Here is a 19,738-nt window from a genome sequence, read left to right on the forward strand (position 1 = left end):
GGCTGCTGGAACCCGCTGAAATTGACAAGCTTGTGCAGCTCAAGCCACCGAACCCAATGAAACCTGGGGATTTGGGTGGAAAAATATGCGTTCTCGGACGGGTCCTACTTCAACTTCACCGATTTCTTGGTAACCGTGTCGATTATAGAAATCCAGATAATGGCCATTTCCCGTGTCGAGGACGATGCCTTTCGAGTTCTTGTCCTGCGCACACCAGTCATGCAACGCCAAGAGCAACTGCTCACCATAGTGCTGGCCCTGAAAATCAGGGTGGACGCCGAACAACGGCAGCACGTGAACCGCTTCCGACGGCGCACAGGCCAGCACGTCGTGGTAATACTCCAGATAGCGCTGGGTCCCGCGCAGGCCGGTGCTCACCAACATCCGAATACGCCAGGCCCAGCTTTCGGTGATGCCCAGCCGCCGCTGCGGTGGCGCAATCAGGGCAACGCCGGCCAGACGGTCCGCGACGAACAGCCCCAACGCCGGCATGTCCTGAAGAAAATGCTGCTTGACCAGCGCACGGATGGTCGCTTTGACCCGATGCTCATAGCCGGAGCGGCCGGATTCGAACAGGTAGGCGAAACTGGGCTCCTGACGGTAGGCCTGATACAGCAGGGAGCGCGTTTCGCGGGAGTAGCCGCTGTCGAGCTGACGGATCTCCGCCGTTTCGCTAGGCAGTTCTGGCATGGTGTTCGTCCTTTTGATGAGCCCCGGGGCGGCCCGTCGGGTGCGCTCGGGTGGTGGTCTTCAAGGCTTCGAGTCGCCGCCCGCCAGCGCAGTTCCCACGTTATGGCCGCCATTCAGAAATGCGTCCGCCCCGCCGGCAATACTGGCCAGCGAACCGGGCGCTGGCCGTCGCCGGGCAGGTCGGCTAGCATCGCCGTTTGTTTTTGCCAGGACCGCCGCCCATGAAACTTGTGTCTTTTAATATCAACGGCCTTCGCGCCCGACCGCATCAACTGGCGGCGTTGATCGAGAAGCATCAGCCCGACGTCATCGGCTTGCAGGAAACCAAGGTCTCCGACGAGCAATTTCCCCACGCCGATATCGAAGCGCTGGGGTACCACGTGCATTTCCACGGCCAAAAAGGCCACTACGGCGTCGCCCTGCTCTCGCGTCAGCCGCCGCTGTCGATTCACAAGGGCTTCGACAACGACGATGAAGACGCCCAACGTCGCTTCATCTGGGGCACGTTCGCCGATCGCAACGGCAATCCGGTGACGGTCATGAACGGCTATTTCCCACAGGGTGAAAGCCGTGATCACCCGACCAAGTTCCCGGCCAAGCTGCGCTTCTACGCGGACCTGCAGAATCTGCTGGAGACGCGGTTCAGCAATGACCAGCCGCTGGTCGTCATGGGCGACGTCAACATTTCCCCGGAGGATAGCGACATCGGCATCGGCGCCGACAACGCCAAACGCTGGCTGAAAACCGGCAAGTGCAGTTTCCTCCCGGAAGAGCGCGAGTGGCTCGGCAAACTCAAGAATTGGGGCCTGGTGGACAGCTTCCGACATCTTTACCCGGAAGTCGTCGATCAGTTCAGCTGGTTCGACTACCGCAGTCGCGGGTTTGAAGACGAACCCAAGCGCGGCCTGCGCATCGACCTGATCCTCGCCTCACACGGCCTGCAACCACGCATCAAGGCCGCGGGCGTGGATTACCATTTGCGGTCTATGGACAAACCGTCCGACCACGCGCCGATCTGGCTCGAGCTGGAGTAATAAGGACAGCCCCTCGCGGTGTTGGCCGTCGGTAGCGACGTCGCTGTCAGTTGCGTTGGCTGGCCCCGCCAATGCCGCCATCCAAGGAGCCGGCTTGCTGGCGAACACCTGATGTCACTCGACATCTCCCTGCCAGACTGACCGCGTTCGCCAGCAAGCCGGTTCCTACAAAGTGTGCGGCATGCCAGTTGTCATCTGGCAGTCATGGGGTTGTCTTATTCTCCGGCAACTCCAAGTCATAAAAAGATGCCGCACATGCTGCGCACCCTCGTTCTCCTTGTGCTCTCTTCAGTGCTCCCGGTCGCAACACTCGCGAACGCGGCTGCCCTGCCCGTGCCGACTGACGGCTCGCCGGCCTTGCGCATTCAGGGTTCGAATACGATTGGCGCGCAGTTGGGGCCAGCGCTGGTCAAAGGCTTGCTGGTGCAGCAAGGTGCATTGTCGATCCAGGAGCAACCCGGCGCGCACCCCAACGAGCTGCGTCTTAGCGCGCAATTGCCGTCAGGCCAGAACGTCAGCATCGACATTGCGGCCCACGGATCGAGCACCGGTTTCGTAGCGTTGAAGGACGGCTTGGCCGATGTGGCGGCATCCTCCCGGCCCATCAAGAACAGCGAAGCCATCGATTTGGCTGCCTTGGGCGAGCTGCGCGGTCATGAGGCCGAGCAGGTGATCGCCATCGACGGCGTGGCGGTGATTCTTCATCCTGCTAACCCGTTGCGGGAGCTGAGCACGGCGCAACTGGCGAAAATCTTCTCCGGAGAGATCCGCGACTGGGAGCAACTGGGCGGCCCGGCCGGCGCCATTCATTTGTATGCGCGGGATCAGCAGTCCGGCACCTTCGACACCTTCAACGAGCTGGTGCTGGCCAAGGCCGGCAAGACGTTGTCGAGGGAAGCCAGGCGGTTCGAGTCCAGTGAGGAACTGTCCGATCAGGTCAGTCAGGACCGCCAGGGCATCGGTTTCATCGGCCTGCCCTACGTCCGGCAGGCCAAAGCCGTGGCGATAATCGATGGTGAGTCAAAACCGATGCTGCCCACGGTCAGCCTGATTGCCACCGAAGATTATCCGCTGTCGCGCCGCCTGTATTTCTACCTGCCGCCCGACTCGAGGCAGCGCTGGGCCAAGGCGCTGGTGCGGTTCGCCCAGAGTCCCCAGGGCCAGTCCATCGTGGCGCAGAACGGTTTTGTGGCGCAGACGGTTCAGGCGGTGAAGGTACGGGCGACGGCGCAGATGCCGCTGGAGTATCAGAATCTGGCGCGCGAGGCCGAACGGCTGTCGGTCAATTTCCGTTTCGCCCAGGGCAGCGCCACCCTCGACACCAAGGCAATGCGTGATCTCAAGCGCGTGGTCGAGTACCTGAAGGCCCATGACAAGCTGGACCAGAAGGTCACGCTGGTAGGGTTTGGCGACGCCAAGAGCGATCCGGCGCGGGCGCAATTGCTGTCAAAACTGCGCGCCATGGCGGTGCGCCGGGAGCTACTGAAACAGCAGGTGGTACTGCATGAGGTGCGCGGGTTCGGCGACGAAATGCCGGTGGCGGCCAATGATGGCGATGAGGGCCGGATCAAGAATCGCCGCGTCGAGGTTTGGGTGGAGTGAGGGATTCAGTCCGCTGTATACCGGTCACGGAACGCACATACTGTAGGAGCCGGCTTGCTGGCGAACGCGTTGGGTCAGTCGACACGTTCATCGCTGATTGACCGGGTTCGCCAGCAAGCCGGCTCCTACAGATTTGCGTACTTGCCGACTTCGAACTTCCCGATTGCCGCGCGGTGGACTTCGTCAGGGCCGTCGGCCAGGCGCAGCGTGCGCTGCATGGCGTACATGTAAGCCAGCGGGAAGTCACCGGAGACCCCCGCTCCGCCGTGCATCTGGATGGCCCGGTCGATCACCCGCAGGGCGACGTTCGGTGCGACCACCTTGATCTGCGCGATCTCGCTTCTCGCCACCTTGTTGCCCACGGTGTCCATCATGTAGGCGGCCTTTAGCGTCAGCAGGCGGGCCATGTCGATTTCCATGCGCGAGTCGGCGATCTTGTCGATGTTGCCGCCCAGTCGTGCCAGCGGGCGACCGAACGCCGTGCGCTGCACCGAGCGTTTGCACATCAGTTCCAGCGCCCGCTCCGCCATGCCGACCGAGCGCATGCAGTGGTGAATCCTGCCCGGGCCGAGGCGGCCCTGGGCGATTTCGAAGCCGCGTCCTTCACCCAACAGGACGTTTTCATAGGGCACGCGGACGTTTTCGAACAGCACTTCGGCGTGGCCATGGGGCGCGTCGTCGTAGCCGAACACCGGCAGCGGACGGACGATCTTCACCCCGGCCGCGTCAGTCGGCACCAGAATCATCGAGTGCTGCTGGTGACGCGGGCCGTCCGGGTTGCTCAAGCCCATGAAGATCATGATTTTGCAGCGCGGGTCACAGGCGCCGGAGGTCCACCATTTACGGCCATTGATGACCCACTCATCGCCATCGCGCACCGCTGTTGCGGCCATGTTGGTGGCATCCGAAGACGCCACGTCGGGTTCGGTCATGGCGAAGGCCGAGCGAATCTCGCCGCGCAGCAAGGGTTCGAGCCACTGCTGCTTCTGCGCGTCACTGGCGTAGCGCACCAGCACTTCCATGTTGCCGGTGTCCGGCGCCGAGCAGTTGAACGGCTCCGGGCCCAGCAGCGAGCGGCCCATGATCTCCGCCAGCGGCGCGTATTCGAGGTTCGACAGCCCTGCGCCGAGTTCGGATTCCGGCAGAAACAGGTTCCATAGCCCCTCGGCTTTTGCCTTCGCCTTGAGTTCCTCCATGATCGCCGTCGGCTGCCAGCGGTCGCCTTCGGCCACTTGACGCTCGAACACCGGCTCGGCCGGGTACACGTAAGTGTCCATGAACGCCGTCACGCGCTCGCGCAGTGCCTGAACCTTGGGGGAGTAAGCGAAATCCATGGGGCTGCTGCCTTCTATGAGGTGTTGTCAGGTCGTGCTCCGATGCTAGAACAGCGCCCCCCATTTATCTAACCTATTCTCGGCGTGTATAAACATTCATAACCGATATATGATTCGGCGCATTCCAAACAACAAGAACTGCACGAGGCGCACAGCAATGAACCTGAGCAAGGTCGATCTCAACCTCTTTATTGTGTTTGACGCCATCTACACCGAAGCCAACCTGACCCGCGCCGGTCAGATCGTCGGCATCACCCAGCCCGCCGTGTCCAATGCCCTGGCACGCCTGCGCGAAACCTTCAACGACCCGCTGTTCGTGCGCACTGCCCAGGGCATGGTGCCCACGCCGATGGCGCAGAACATCATCGGCCCGGTGCGCAACGCCCTGTCGCTGCTGCGGGTGTCTGTGCAGGAGAGCAGGATTTTCAATCCGCTGCAGGCCAACAAGAATTACCGCATCAGCATGACCGACCTCACCGAAGCGGTGATTCTGCCGGCGCTGTTCCAGCGGCTGCGGCGTCTGGCGCCTGCCGTGACCATCGAGAGCTTTCTGTCCAAGCGCCGGGAAACCACCAAGGAACTCGCGGCGGGACGGCTGGATTTTGCTGTGGATGCACCGCTGAACACCGACCCGCAGGTGCGCCACGTCAAGCTGATGGAAGACCGCTACGTGTGCGCCATGCGCCGGGGCCACCCGCTGGCGAACAAGGCGGCCATCAGCCTGGATGACTATCTTGGCGTCGCGCACATTCACATTTCCAGCCGGCGCAGTGGTTTGGGTTACGTGGATCTGGCCTTGGGGAAAATGGGCATTCAGCGCAAGGTCGCGTTGCGTTCGCAGCACTACCTGATGGCCTCGCAAGTCCTGCAGCAAACCGACATGGTGATGACCGTTCCCGAGCGCTTCGCCCGGCGCAATGACCTGCATTTCGTTTATCTGCCGGTAAACGACGTGCCGACCGTGGAGACGCACCTGTACTGGCACGAAAGCACCGACCAGGACCCGGCAAACCGCTGGATGCGCGAGCAGATCATCGAGCTTTGTCAGTTGGTGACTGCGCAGGAACGCAAGCTGGGCAAGACCCTTGAAGCAGCGGTGAAATAAGCGTCCAGCAGCGCATGCGGTCTTTGTAGGATCGGCTTTAGCCGGGAAGAGGCCCGTGAACACCATCAATTTTGAGGTGCTGCCGCCGACGCCTTCCCGGCTGAAGCCGGTCCTACGATTTGATGTTCCAGCCAGTAACATCGGGTGCACGCGGTCTTTGTAGGATCGGCTTTAGCCGGGGAGAGGCCCGTATGAACACCATCAATTTTGAGGTGCTGCCGCCGACGCCTTCCCGGCTGAAGCCGGTCCTACGATTTGATGTTCCAGCCAGTAACATCGGGTGCACGCGGTCTTTGTAGGACCGGATTTGGCCGGGAAGAGGCCCGTATGAACACCATCAATTTTGAGGTGCTGCCGCCGACGCCTTCCCGGCTGAAGCCGGTCCTACGATTTGATGTTCCAGCCAGTAACATCGGGTGCACGCGGTCTTTGTAGGACCGGATTTGGCCGGGGAGAGGCCCGTATGAACACCATCAATTTTGAGGTGCTGCCGCCGACGCCTTCCCGGCTGAAGCCGGTCCTACGATTTGATGTTCCAGCCAGTAACATCGGGTGCACGCGGTCTTTTAGTGGGACCGGCTTTAGCCGGGAAGAGGCCCGTATGAACACCATCAATTTTGAGGTGCTGCCGCCGACGCCTTCCCGGCTGAAGCCGGTCCTACTATCAAAATGCGGTCCCACTACGGGAATGCGTTGCTGGAGTGTTTGACAGCGCCCCTTGACGTTAACGTAAAGCCCCACTTACGTTACGCCCAGGCCTTCCGTATCGAGCACTGCCATGACCGCCACCACCTACAGCATTTCCGACCTTGCCCGCGAGTTGGACATCACCACCCGCACCATCCGCTTCTACGAAGAACAAGGCATGCTGACCCCCGAACGGCGCGGGCTGGAACGTGTGTATTCGGCCCGTGACAAGGTCACCCTCAAGCTCATCCTTCGCGGCAAGCGCATCGGCTTTTCCCTGGCCGAGTGCCGCGACCTCATCGGCCTGTACGACCCCGCCGGCGGCAACCACAAGCAACTGAGCACCATGCTGGAGAAGATCGCCGAGCGTCGCGCCCAGCTGGATCAGCAGCTTCTGGACATCCAGCAGATGCAGCTGGAGCTCGATTCAGCTGAAGAACGCTGCAAAGCCGCGCTGGAAATATCGATCTGATTCAAACCGATAGCGCGACAACTTAAAGCCAAACCTCTCAGGAACGATGCCGATATGTCTCTCCCTCAACGTGTGCGTCTGGTTGAAGTCGGCCCTCGGGATGGCCTGCAGAATGAACCCCGCCCGGTCAGCGTCGGCGACAAACTGCAGCTGGTGCATGATCTGGCCGACGCGGGCGTCAGCTACATCGAAGCGGGCAGTTTCGTCTCGCCGAAATGGGTGCCGCAGATGGCCGGCTCCGCTGAACTGTTCGCCGGCATCCACCGCAAGGACGGCGTGACCTACGCCGCCCTGGCGCCCAACCTGCGCGGGTTCGAAGACGCGCTGGCGGCCGGAGTGAAGGAAATCGCCGTGTTCGCCGCCGCATCGGAGTCGTTCTCCCAACGCAACATCAACTGCTCGATCAGCGAAAGCCTGGACCGGTTTCTGCCGATCATGGAAGCCGCGCGCCTGCACGGCGTCAGCGTTCGCGGCTACGTGTCCTGCGTGCTGGGTTGCCCCTATGAAGGTGAGATCGCGCCGAAGCAAGTGGCGGCGGTCGCCAACGAGCTGTATGCCATGGGCTGCTACGAGGTGTCCCTCGGCGATACCATCGGCACCGGCACGCCGGGCGCCACTCGCACGCTGTTCGACGTGGTGGCCGGGCAGATCCCGCGCGGCAAGCTGGCCGGGCATTTCCACGACACCTACGGCCAGGCGCTGGCCAACCTCTACGCCAGCCTGCTCGAAGGCATTCAGGTATTCGACAGTTCCGTGGCCGGCCTCGGCGGCTGCCCTTACGCCAAAGGCGCGACCGGCAACGTGGCCAGCGAGGACGTGGTTTACCTGCTGAACGGCCTCGGCATCGAGACCGGTATCGATCTGGACAAGCTGATCGCAGCCGGCCAACGCATCAGCGACACGCTGGGTCGGGCAAACGGCTCGCGCGTGGCAAAGGCACGTCTGTCGGCCTGACGTGCGACAAGTTGTCACACAGTGTTACCCTGCCCGCCATCGCGTTCAGGGAAACGGGTAACACGGAAACACCTGGCCACAGATTCAGCAGTGAATCCAGGGCGGTGAAATCCTCAAAGCCCCGGAATCCGGGAACTCCGAAAAGTTGGCATGGCTTCTGCTATGTCTTACGTACAACAAAAATAACAAATGCAATAACCCAATAAAAACAAGACGTATCGGCTCTGACATAACAAGAACAACACGGACAGAGACGCAGCTAACTGATTTTTTTGGAGTGGATCGCTTTATTTGAGGCTCTGGCCTCACGACCGGACTGAGAACAACAAGACTGCGCTTAGGCAGCTACCAGACAAGTCGGATCGAAAGATCGAAGCGGATCAGCGCTCAAAAAAATACGTTTGCTCTTGGCCCCGTTTGGGGGTCGCTCAGAAAAGCAAAAAAGGCTGGTCGCCAAAAACAAAAACAGGCTACCTAATAATAAAAAAGAGCATGCAGTCGAAATTGAAGGGGAGCCCAGGCTCCCCTTCGTGCTATCCGGCATTCGTAAACCTCTCCCTTCAGTTATTCCCGCGGCAGCCATTCATCCCCGTTGACATCTCCATGACTGCAGGCTTACGTTAACGTAAAGGTTACACCCATTCTTACCCCCTGACAGCCCTCCAATAACAACACGGGATGCAGTCCATGAATTACCCCACGCTCAACTTCGGCCTTGGCGAAACCCTCGACATGCTGCGCGACCAGGTGCGCGCCTTCGTGGCCGCTGAACTCGCCCCGCGCGCTGCCCAGATCGACAAGGACAACCTCTTTCCTGCTGACATGTGGCGCAAGTTCGGCGACATGGGCCTTTTGGGCATAACCGTCGATGAGGAGTACGGCGGCGCGGGCCTCGGTTACCTCGCCCACGTGATCGCCATGGAAGAAATCAGCCGGGGCTCTGCCTCTGCGGCCCTGTCCTACGGCGCCCATTCCAATCTCTGCGTCAACCAGATCAACCGCAACGGCACGCCCGAACAGAAAGCCCGCTACCTGCCCAAACTGATCAGCGGCGAGCACGTTGGCGCCCTGGCCATGAGCGAACCCAACGCAGGCTCCGACGTGGTGTCGATGAAGCTGCGCGCTGACCGACGCGGTGACCGTTTCGTGCTCAACGGCAGCAAGACCTGGATCACCAACGGTCCTGACGCCAACACCTACGTGATCTACGCCAAGACCGACCTGGAAAAAGGCGCCCACGGCATCAGCGCGTTCATCGTCGAGCGCGATTGGCACGGCTTCTCCCGCGGCAACAAGTTCGACAAGCTCGGCATGCGCGGCTCCAACACCTGCGAGCTGTTCTTCGATGACGTGGAGGTGCCGGAAGAAAACCTGCTCGGCGCGCTCAACGGTGGCGTGAAGGTGCTGATGAGCGGCCTGGATTACGAGCGCGTCGTGCTCTCGGGCGGGCCGGTCGGGATCATGCAGGCGTGCATGGACGTGGTGTTGCCGTACATTCACGACCGCAAACAGTTCGGCCAGAGCATCGGCGAGTTTCAGCTGATTCAGGGCAAGGTCGCCGACATGTACACCCAGCTCAACGCCAGCCGCGCCTACCTTTACGCGGTGGCCCAAGCCTGCGAACGCGGCGAGACCACGCGCAAGGACGCCGCCGGGGTAATCCTCTACACCGCCGAACGGGCGACCCAGTTCGGCCTGGACACCATCCAGATTCTCGGCGGCAACGGCTACATCAATGAATTCCCGGCCGGACGACTGCTGCGCGACGCCAAGCTCTACGAGATCGGCGCCGGCACCAGCGAGATCCGCCGCATGCTGATCGGGCGTGAGCTGTTCAACGAAACCCGCTGACAGCGCCGGAGGCCCCATGACCACTCTGCACACCCAGATCAACCCGCGCTCGCCGGAATTCGCCGCCAACAGCGACGCCATGCGCAAGCAACTCGACGCGCTGCACAGCCTGCTCGACCACGTCCAGCGCGGCGGCGGTGCCAAGGCGCAGGAACGCCACACCTCCCGGGGCAAAGTGCTGCCCCGGGAGCGAATCAATCGCCTGCTCGACCTTGGCTCGCCGTTCCTCGAACTCAGCCAGCTCGCCGCCCATGACATGTACGGCGAAGACGTGCCGGCTGCGGGGCTGATCGCCGGGATCGGTCGGGTTGAAGGCGTCGAATGCATGATCATCGCCAACGACGCGACGGTGAAGGGCGGCACGTATTACCCGTTGACCGTGAAAAAACACCTGCGCGCCCAGACCATCGCCCAGCAGAATCGCCTGCCGTGCATCTACCTGGTGGACTCCGGCGGCGCCAACCTGCCGCGCCAGGACGAGGTGTTTCCGGACCGCGAGCACTTCGGCAGGATCTTCTTCAATCAGGCCAATATGAGCGCCGAGGGCATCGCGCAGATCGCGTTGGTCATGGGCTCCTGCACCGCCGGCGGCGCCTATGTGCCGGCCATGGCGGACGAAACCATCATGGTCCGCGAGCAAGCGACGATCTTCCTTGCCGGGCCGCCGTTGGTGAAAGCCGCCACCGGCGAAGTGGTCAGCGCCGAAGACCTCGGCGGTGCCGACGTGCACTGCAAAATTTCCGGGGTGGCCGATCATTATGCCGACAGCGATGACCACGCACTGGCGCTGGCACGCCGCTGTGTGGCCAACCTGAACTGGCGCAAGCTCGGCCAGTTGCAGACCCGCGCGCCCCTCGGCCCGCTTTACCCCGACGACGAGTTGTACGGCGTGATTCCCGCAGACGCCAAGCAGCCGTTCGACGTGCGCGAAGTCATCGCGCGACTGGTCGACAGTTCGGTGTTCGATGAATTCAAGGCGCTGTTCGGCACCACGCTGGTCTGCGGCTTTGCTCATCTGCACGGCTACCCGATCGCCATTCTCGGCAATAACGGCATCCTCTTCGCCGAAGCCGCGCAAAAAGGCGCGCACTTCATCGAACTGGCGTGCCAGCGCGGTATTCCGCTGTTGTTCCTGCAAAACATCACCGGTTTCATGGTCGGCCAGAAGTACGAGGCCGGCGGCATCGCCAAGCACGGCGCCAAGCTCGTTACTGCGGTCGCTTGCGCCAGAGTGCCGAAGTTCACGGTGATCATCGGCGGCAGCTTTGGCGCGGGCAACTACGGCATGTGCGGCCGCGCCTATGACCCGCGCTTTCTGTGGATGTGGCCCAACGCGCGGATCGGCGTCATGGGCGGCGAACAGGCCGCCGGTGTGCTGGTGCAGGTCAAGCGAGAACAGGCCGAACGCAGCGGCCAGACCTTCAGCGCCGAGGAAGAAAACGCCTTGCGCCAGCCGATCCTCGATCAGTACGAGCATCAGGGCCATCCCTGGTATTCCAGCGCGCGACTGTGGGACGACGGCGTCATCGACCCCGCGCAGACCCGCGACATTCTAGCCCTGGCCATCAGCGCCTCGCTCAACGCCGCCATCGAACCGACCCGCTTCGGCGTGTTCCGGATGTGACCCGAGAGAATCGCCCCATGAATGATTTCGCCACCCTCGACATCGCCCTCGACCCACGAGGGTTCGCCACGCTCTGGCTCAACCGGCCGGAGAAAAACAACGCCTTCAACGCGCAGATGATTCGCGAGCTGATCATCGCCTTGGATCAGCTACAGAAGGACGACAGCTTGCGCTTCCTGCTGTTGCGCGGACGCGGCCGGCACTTCAGCGCCGGCGCCGATCTGGCCTGGATGCAGGAGTCGGCCAACCTCGACTACAACACCAACCTGGGCGACGCCCGCGAGCTGGGCGAGTTGATGTACAACCTCGCCAAGTTCAAGGCGCCGACCCTGGCCGTGGTGCAAGGCGCGGCCTATGGCGGCGCCCTGGGCCTGATCAGTTGCTGCGACATGGCCATCGGCGCTGAAGACGCGCAGTTCTGCCTCTCGGAAGTGAAGATCGGCCTTGCTCCGGCGGTTATCAGCCCGTTCGTGGTGCAGGCCATCGGCGAGCGTCATGCGCGCCGCTATGCGTTGACCGCCGAACGCTTCGACGGCAGCCGGGCGCGGGAAATCGGCCTGTTGGCCGAGTGTTACCCCGCCGCCGAGCTGGAACAGCAACTGGAACACTGGATCGCCAACCTGTTGCTCAACAGCCCCCAGGCCATGCGCGTCAGCAAAGACCTGCTGCGCGAAGTCGCCGACGGCGAGCTGACCCCTGCCCTGCGCCGCTATTGCGAGAACGCCATCGCGCGCATTCGCGTCAGCGCCGAAGGTCAGGAAGGTCTGCGCGCGTTTCTGCAAAAGCGCGAACCGGCCTGGCGCGGCGATCCGGACACGCCACAAGCCACGCGCACCCCACAAGGAGAGTCGCACTGATGAGCGTCCCGCACACACCACCGCTGAATTCGGTGCTGATCGCCAACCGCGGCGAAATCGCCTGCCGGGTCATGCGCACGGCGAAGGCCATGGGCCTGACCACCGTCGCCGTGCACAGCGCCACCGACAGCAGCGCGCGGCACGTCCGTGAGGCGGACATCGCGGTGAATCTGGGTGGCAGCAAGGCCAGCGAAAGCTATCTGCAAATCGACAAGCTGATAGAGGCCGCCAAGGCCAGTGGTGCCCAGGCCATTCACCCCGGCTATGGGTTTCTCTCGGAAAACGCAGGCTTTGCCCGCGCGGTGGAACAGGCCGGCCTGATTTTCCTCGGCCCGCCCGCCTCGGCCATTGACGCCATGGGCAGCAAATCGGCGGCCAAGTCGCTGATGGAAACCGCTGGCGTGCCGCTGGTGCCCGGCTATCACGGTGACGCTCAGGACGCCGCGAACTTCCGCGAAGCCGCCGCCCGCATCGGCTACCCGGTGCTGCTCAAGGCCACGGCCGGGGGTGGCGGCAAGGGCATGAAGGTGGTCGAGCGCGACGAGGACCTGGCCGAAGCGCTGGCCTCGGCGCAACGTGAGGCGCAGTCGTCGTTTGGCGACTCGCGCATGCTCGTCGAAAAGTACGTGCTCAAGCCGCGCCACGTGGAGATTCAGGTGTTTGCCGACCAGCACGGCCACTGCCTGTACCTCAACGAGCGCGACTGCTCGATTCAGCGCCGTCACCAGAAGGTCGTTGAAGAAGCTCCGGCGCCGGGCCTGACGCCGCAGATGCGTCAGGCCATGGGCGAAGCAGCGGTGCGCGCGGCCCAGGCGATCAATTACGTCGGCGCCGGTACGGTAGAGTTTCTGCTGGACGCCCGGGGCGATTTCTTCTTCATGGAAATGAACACGCGTTTGCAGGTCGAGCACCCGGTGACCGAGGCGATTACCGGGCTGGACCTGGTGGCCTGGCAGATTCGCGTGGCCCAGGGCGAGCCGCTGCCGATCACCCAGGCCGAGGTGCCGCTGAACGGCCACGCGATTGAGGTGCGGCTGTATGCGGAAGATCCGGCGAACGACTTTTTGCCCGCTACCGGGACACTTACGTTGTATCGCGAATCCTCTGCGGGGCCGGGACGTCGCGTTGACAGCGGCGTGGCAGAAGGCGACGAAGTTTCGCCGTTCTACGATCCGATGCTCGGCAAACTGATCGCCTGGGGCCAGACCCGTGAAGAAGCGCGCTTGCGATTGCTGGCGATGCTGGATGAATTCGCCATCGGCGGTTTGCGCACCAACCTGGGTTTTTTGCGGCGCATTGTCGCGCACCCGGCCTTCGCCGAAGCGGAGCTGGACACCGGGTTCATCCCTCGTTATCAGCACGATCTGCTCCCGCCGGCCGAGGGCTTAACGGAGGCGTTCTGGCAGCTCGCGGCGCAGGCTTACCTGAGCACTGCGCCAGTGACGGTCAGAACCGACGACGCCCATTCGCCCTGGTCGACCCGCACCGGGCTGCGCCTTGGCGGCCCTGGCGAAGTGACGTTGCATTTGGCCTGTGGCACGCAGAGCCGAAACATCGTGCTGCGCGGTGATTCGCAGCACGGCGTTCGGCTGAACGGCGAGCACTTGCTGATCGATCAGGACGGCGTGCGTCACCAGACAATTGCGATCCGTCGGGCTGACACCTTGTACCTGCGCTGGCAGGGCGACCTGCACGCGATCCGCCCGGTTGACCCGATTGCCAACGTGGATGCAAGCCTCGGCCAGCAAGGCGGCCTCACCGCGCCCATGAACGGCAGCATCGTTCGGGTGTTGGTCAGTGAGGGCGAACAGGTGCAAGTCGGCACACCGCTGGTAGTACTGGAAGCGATGAAAATGGAACACAGCATCCGCGCGAACACTGCGGGCACCGTTGCAGCGCTGTATTGCGGCGAAGGCGAAATGGTCAAGGAAGGGATGGTGTTGGTGGCGCTGGCCGCTCTGGCAGACGGCGAGTGACCTGCCGCTGGCTGGCTGCAGCTATGGCTGCTGACTGACCGCAGTTATGTAGGACTGGCTTTAGCCGGGAAAGCGGCAGTGGTCACACCGCGAAATTGATGGTGTAAAAACTGGCCTATTCCCGGCTGAAGCCGGTCCCACTAAAAGCATCGCGTGCAGCCAGTGAGATTGGGCGTGAACTCGAATTGTAGGACCGGCTTTAGCCGGGAAAGCGGCAGTCATCACTCCGCGAAATTGATGGTGTAAAAACTGGCCTATTCCCGGCTGAAGCCGGTCCCACTAAAAGCATCGCGTGCAGCCAGTGAGATTGGGCGTGAACTCGAATTGTAGGACCGGCTTTAGCCGGGAAAGCGGCAGTCGTTGCACCGCGAAATTGATGGTGTTCACATTGGTCCTTTCCCGGCTAAAGCCGGTCCCACTAAAAGCATCGCGTGCAGCCAGTGAGATTGGGCTTGAACTCGAATTGTAGGACCGGCTTTAGCCGGGAAAGCGGCAGTCGTTGCACCGCGAAATTGATGGTGTTCACATTGGCCCTTTGCCGGCTGAAGCCGGTCCCACTAAAAGCATCGCGTGCAGTCAGTGAGATTGTGTGTGGTTTCACCCACGCATGGCGGGCATGCAATGAGATCCAGCGTGAACACGAATGTAGGACCGGCTTTAGCCGGGAAGACGTCCGTAATTACTGCAGTGGTCTAATTTCCCCGGACACCTCGATAAGTGGAAAATACATTTATCGAGGAGTTTTTCATGACCAGAAAACGCAACAGGTTTGATGACAGCTACAAATTGGAAGTCGTGAAGATGGTCAGGGATCAGGGCCTGACCGTTCCGCAGGTTTGCCAGGACCAGAATCTCGGTGAGACGGCTGTACGACGGTGGATCCGCCAGTACGACGCCGAGCAGTTGGGCCAGGCCGGGATTGGAAATCCGCTGACGGCTGAGCAGCAGCGCATTCGGCAGTTGGAGCAGGAAAACCGGCAGCTCAAGACGGACAACGACATCTTAAAAAAGGCTACCGCCTTCTTTGCCCGCGAACTGAAGTGACGTATCGGCTGGTTCGGCAACTGCAACAGAAGGCTTATCCGGTGGCGCATGTCTGTCGTTTGCTGAACGTCAGTCGGTCGGGGTTTTACGAAGCCCAGAACCGTGCACAAAGGCCTGCTCGGCTCAGTTGCCCCATCGTCGCGCAGCTCAAGGCAGCTTTTGCCGCAAGCGACGGCTGCTCCGGCAGCCGCCCATTGACCAGGGCCCTGCGGGCCAAGGGCATGAAAATAGGCCTCTATAAAGTCCGCCGACTGATGCGAGCCAACGGTTTGCGCTCGGCGTGGAAACCCAAGTTTGTGCATACGACCGACAGCAAGCATGACCTGCCAATCGCCGAGAATGTGTTGAACCGTCAGTTTGAGCCGCAGGCTATGAATACCGCTTGGGTCGCCGACATTACCTACATCCGAACGCGCAGCGGCTGGCTCTACCTGGCCGTCGTACTGGACTTGTTCTCACGCAAGGTGGTGGGCTGGGCGATGGCCCCCAACATGCCTGCAGAGCTGGTGTGCAGCGCGATGCAGATGGCCGTCGCCCAGCGTCAACCTCCACCTGGCCTGATCGCCCACTCCGATCGCGGCAGCCAATATGCGAGTGCACTCTACAGATCGCTGCTGGCCAGACACGCCATGCAGCAAAGCATGAGCCGTAAAGGTAACTGCTGGGATAATGCGGTGATGGAACGTTTCTTCCTGAGCCTGAAAATGGAGCGGGTATGGCGGCGCAATTACGCTAACCATGGCGAAGCGATACGCGACATCACTCAATACATCGTTGGGTATTACAACAACGAGCGGCTGCACTCGAAACTGGGGTACCTGCCACCGACCGTTTACGAACGGACGATGGCGTCGAAACCACCTATCGAGGTGTCCGGAATTAGTTGACCACTACATACACCGCAAAATTAAGAGTGGCAATGCCGGCCTCTTCCCGGCTGAAGCCGGTCCTACTAAACGATTCATCCCGTGAGATGTAGAGGAGGCCTGACCGGCCTCCTCCCTGTGCTTCACGCCGCTACTTCATACAACTTCAGCACTTCAACCTCGCCACTGACCAGGCTTTGACGCATCCGCGCCGCCTGCAGTGCCGCTGCTTTCATGGCGCTTTCCTTGACGTGACCATAGCCGCGAATGCGCTCCGGCAGGCGCGCCAGGTTCAGGGCGGTATGCCGGTTGCCTGCGCTCAGGTGGCCGAGGATCAGCTCGATGTCGCCCACGTAAGCATCGATCAACTCGCGCTCCTGACGGCGCTCTACGCTGCGGCCGAAGGGATCAAAAGCAGTCCCGCGCAGGAATTTGAAACGCGCCAGCACGTCGAACGCCTTCAGCATCCATGGCCCGAAACTGCGTTTGCGCGGTGCACCGTTGTTCGGGTCGCGCTTGGCCAGCCAAGACGGCGCCAGATGAAACTCGATGCGGTAATCGCCCTCGAACTGCGCTTCCAACTGACGGGTGAAGTCGCCGTTGCTGTACAGCCGCGCCACTTCGTACTCGTCCTTGTAGGCCAGCAGCTTGAAGTAGTTGAACGCCACCGCCTCGGTCAACGCAGGCGGCTGGCCGGGGAACAGCCGCGCTTCGGCATCCCGCACACGGTTCACCAGCGTCAGGTAGCGCTCGCTCAACGCGCCATTCTGGTAGGCGATCAAACCGTGAACATTGCGCGTGACACGCTCTTCCAGGGTCAAATGCTCAGGGTCCGGCGTTGGCTGGGTCTGCGGGTTGGCGGCCGCTTGCACCGCTGGCAGGTCGAATGCCGCACGACGCCCCCACAGAAACGCTTGCTGGTTCAGATTGACCGCCACGCCGTTGAGCTCGATGGCTTTTTCGATGGCCGCAGAGGTCAACGGAATCAACCCGAGCTGGAAGGCATAACCCAGCATGAAGAGGTTGCTGGCAATGCTGTCGCCCATCAGTTTGGTCGCCAGGTCCGTTGCTTGCACGAAGTGCGTTTTTTCAGCGCCAACGGCCTCGCGGATGGTCTGCATCATCGCTTCGGCCGGGAACTCAGCGTCGGGATTGCGGGTGAATTCAGCGGTCGGCGTCTGCTGGCTGTTGATCACCGCATGGGTTTTCGCGCTGTTGAGCTTGGCAATCGCATCGGGGCCCGACGCCACCATCAGGTCACAACCCAGCAGCAGATGAGCCTCACCAGCCGCAATGCGCACGGCGAACAGATCTTCCTGCCGCGCGGCGATACGGATGTGGCTGACCACCGGGCCGAACTTCTGCGCCAGACCGGCCTGGTCGAGCACGCTGCAGCCCTTGCCTTCCAGATTGGCCGCATAACCGAGCATCGCACCGACGGTGGTCACGCCAGTACCGCCCACGCCCGGCAACAGAATGTTGTAGGGCTGAGCGAGGCTCGGCAGCGTCGGCTGCGGCAGTTCAGCGAACGCCTGAGCCTGTTTGGGCAATTGCGGCTTGCGCAGCTTGCCGCCATGCACGGTGACGAAGCTTGGGCAGAAACCCTCGACGCAGCTGAAATCCTTGTTGCACGCGCTCTGGTCGATTTCGCGCTTGCGCCCTTCCGGGGTTTCCTTCGGCAGCACCGACAGGCAACCCGACTTGACGCCGCAATCGCCGCAGCCTTCGCACACGGCCGGGTTGATGATGGCGCGCTTGTCCAGGTCGACCATCGTCCCGCGTTTACGGCGACGGCGTTTTTCCGTGGCGCAGGTCTGGTCGTAGATGATCACCGAGACGCCCTTGAACTCACGCAGTTCGCGCTGCACGGCGTCCAGGTCGCTGCGGTGGTGGAAGGTAGTGATCGGCGCGAACTGCTCGCGGCTCGGGTATTTCTCCGGCTCGTCCGAGACCAGCGCGATGCGCAGCACGCCTTCGTTGAACACCTGCCGGCTGAGCTGATCCACGCGCAGCACGCCGTCGATGGGCTGCCCGCCGGTCATGGCGACCGCGTCGTTGTAGAGAATCTTGTAGGTGATGTTGACCTTCGACGCGACCGCCGCCCGCAGCGCTAAATGCCCGGAGTGAAAGTAAGTGCCGTCGCCGAGGTTCTGGAACACATGAGGTGTTTCGGTGAACGGCGCCTGGCCGATCCAGGTCACGCCCTCGCCGCCCATCTGGGTGAAGGTCTCGGTTTCCCGGTCCATCCAGATGGTCATGTAATGGCAGCCGATACCGGCCAGGGCGCGACTGCCCTCGGGCACGCGGGTCGAGGTGTTGTGCGGGCAGCCCGAGCAAAAATGCGGGGTGCGCTGGGTGTTGAACAGCGGCGCGGCAAGGGCTTTTTCCTTGTCGGCCAGAAACTGCAGGCGGGCGTCGATTTTAGGGCTGCTGTAGATCGGCGCGAGGCGCTTGGCGATGACCCGGGCGATCATCGCTGGCGTCAGTTCAGCCAGATTCGGCAACAGCGAGCGGCCTTCTTCATCGAATTCACCAACGACACGAGGGCGCTGATCCACCGGCCAGTTGTACAGCTGGCCGGTGAGCTGATCCTCGATCACGCTGCGTTTTTCCTCGACCACGAGGATTTCATCCAGCCCCTCAGCAAAGCCGTGCACCGACACCGGCTCCAGCGGCCAACTCATGCCGACCTTGAGCACGCGAATGCCCACCGAGGCGCACAGTTCTTCGTCGATGCCCAGCTCTTCCAGGGCCTGACGCACGTCAAGGTACGACTTACCGGTGGTGATGATGCCCAGACGCGGTTGTGGGGAATCGATCACCACCTTGTTGAGGTTGTTGGCCCGGGCAAACGCGCGGGCGGCGTAGATTTTATAAGTGTTGAGCCGCGCCTCTTGGGCCAGGGGCGGATCGGGCCAGCGAATGTGCAGGCCGCCTTCTGGGATCTGGAAGTCTTCGGGGATCTTCGTCTGGATGCGCAGCGGATCGACTTCGACCACGGCCGAAGAATCGACGTTTTCGGCGATGGTTTTCATGGCCACCCAGCACCCGCTGTAGCGCGAGAGCTCCCAGCCGATGATGCCGTAATCGAGGATTTCCTGGACGTTGCTCGGGTTAAGCACCGGGATCATCGAGGCAATGAAGGCGTGTTCGCTCTGGTGTGCGATGGTCGAGGATTTGCAGCCATGGTCATCGCCGGCGAGGATCAGTACACCGCCATTTTCGGCGACGCCGGCCGAGTTGCCGTGCTTGAACACGTCGCCGCAGCGGTCAACGCCCGGGCCCTTGCCGTACCAGAGGGCGAAGACGCCGTCGTATTTGCCGTGGGGGAACAGATTGACTTGCTGGCTGCCCCAGACCGCCGTCGCGGCGAGCTCTTCGTTGACGCCGGGCTGGAAATGAATGGCGTTCTGCTGGAGATAATCCTTGGCGTCCCAGAGGCTCTTGTCGAGGTTCCCCAACGGAGAGCCGCGGTAGCCGGAGATAAACCCGGCGGTGTTGAGCCCGCGGGCTTCGTCGCGCTGCTTCTGCAGCATCGGCAGGCGGGTCAGCGCCTGGGTTCCGGTCAGGTACAGATTGCCGGTTGCGAGTCGGTACTTATCGTCCAGACGAATATCAGCCAGGGACATTCAGGCACTCCTT

General features: G+C 61.9%; 13 protein-coding genes. 10 read left to right on the forward strand and 3 right to left on the reverse strand.

Annotation, left to right across the window (positions count from 1 at the left end):
- Positions 1-39: 39 nt before the first annotated feature.
- Positions 40-690, reverse strand: a complete 651-nt coding sequence (locus OKW98_RS16075) for a GNAT family N-acetyltransferase (protein WP_265385649.1) — start codon at positions 688-690, stop codon at positions 40-42.
- Positions 691-911: 221 nt separating this feature from the next.
- Between OKW98_RS16075 and xthA the strand changes: the two genes are divergently transcribed.
- Positions 912-1,724 carry an exodeoxyribonuclease III gene (gene xthA, locus OKW98_RS16080; protein ID WP_265385650.1) on the forward strand — a complete coding sequence of 271 codons (813 nt, stop codon included), beginning with the start codon at positions 912-914 and terminating at the stop codon, positions 1,722-1,724.
- Between the two features lie 255 nt (positions 1,725-1,979).
- Positions 1,980-3,326, forward strand: coding sequence for a phosphate ABC transporter substrate-binding/OmpA family protein (locus OKW98_RS16085; RefSeq protein WP_265385651.1), 1,347 nt, complete (start codon positions 1,980-1,982; stop codon positions 3,324-3,326).
- Positions 3,327-3,451: 125 nt separating this feature from the next.
- Here the strand turns inward: OKW98_RS16085 and OKW98_RS16090 are convergent, their stop codons facing one another.
- Entirely contained in the window at positions 3,452-4,660 is a 1,209-nt protein-coding gene (locus OKW98_RS16090) for an acyl-CoA dehydrogenase (protein WP_265385652.1), read from the reverse strand.
- Between the two features lie 157 nt (positions 4,661-4,817).
- Between OKW98_RS16090 and OKW98_RS16095 the strand changes: the two genes are divergently transcribed.
- The 8 genes from OKW98_RS16095 (at position 4,818) to OKW98_RS16130 (ending at position 16,117) form a co-directional block, all read left to right on the forward strand.
- Positions 4,818-5,765, forward strand: a complete 948-nt coding sequence (locus OKW98_RS16095; protein ID WP_265385653.1) for a LysR family transcriptional regulator — start codon at positions 4,818-4,820, stop codon at positions 5,763-5,765.
- 778 nt (positions 5,766-6,543) lie between these two features.
- Positions 6,544-6,924 (forward strand): MerR family transcriptional regulator, encoded by a 381-nt coding sequence (locus OKW98_RS16100; protein ID WP_265385654.1) that lies wholly within the window; start codon positions 6,544-6,546, stop codon positions 6,922-6,924.
- Positions 6,925-6,978: 54 nt separating this feature from the next.
- Entirely contained in the window at positions 6,979-7,878 is a 900-nt protein-coding gene (locus OKW98_RS16105; protein WP_265385655.1) for a hydroxymethylglutaryl-CoA lyase, read from the forward strand.
- A 687-nt stretch (positions 7,879-8,565) separates the two neighbouring features.
- Entirely contained in the window at positions 8,566-9,729 is a 1,164-nt protein-coding gene (locus OKW98_RS16110) for an isovaleryl-CoA dehydrogenase (protein ID WP_108119325.1), read from the forward strand.
- Positions 9,730-9,745: 16 nt separating this feature from the next.
- Positions 9,746-11,353, forward strand: a complete 1,608-nt coding sequence (locus tag OKW98_RS16115) for a carboxyl transferase domain-containing protein (protein WP_265385656.1) — start codon at positions 9,746-9,748, stop codon at positions 11,351-11,353.
- A gap of 17 nt (positions 11,354-11,370) precedes the next feature.
- Positions 11,371-12,210, forward strand: a complete 840-nt coding sequence (locus OKW98_RS16120; protein WP_265385657.1) for a gamma-carboxygeranoyl-CoA hydratase — start codon at positions 11,371-11,373, stop codon at positions 12,208-12,210.
- Positions 12,210-14,186 (forward strand): acetyl/propionyl/methylcrotonyl-CoA carboxylase subunit alpha, encoded by a 1,977-nt coding sequence (locus OKW98_RS16125; protein WP_265385658.1) that lies wholly within the window; start codon positions 12,210-12,212, stop codon positions 14,184-14,186. The genes OKW98_RS16120 and OKW98_RS16125 overlap by 1 nt, the downstream gene beginning before the upstream one ends.
- Positions 14,187-14,933: 747 nt before the next feature.
- Positions 14,934-16,117, forward strand: a protein-coding gene (locus OKW98_RS16130) for an IS3 family transposase (protein WP_265385659.1) whose coding sequence is annotated in 2 segments (ribosomal slippage) — positions 14,934-15,198 and positions 15,198-16,117 — 1,185 coding nt in all. Because the reading frame shifts where the segments join, the coding sequence is not laid out codon by codon here.
- Positions 16,118-16,239: 122 nt separating this feature from the next.
- Here the strand turns inward: OKW98_RS16130 and OKW98_RS16135 are convergent.
- Complete coding sequence (locus OKW98_RS16135) at positions 16,240-19,725, reverse strand: indolepyruvate ferredoxin oxidoreductase family protein (RefSeq protein ID WP_265385660.1); 3,486 nt, start codon at positions 19,723-19,725, stop codon at positions 16,240-16,242.
- Positions 19,726-19,738: the final 13 nt, after the last annotated feature.

This window comes from Pseudomonas sp. KU26590 (assembly GCF_026153515.1).
Taxonomy (GTDB): domain Bacteria; phylum Pseudomonadota; class Gammaproteobacteria; order Pseudomonadales; family Pseudomonadaceae; genus Aquipseudomonas.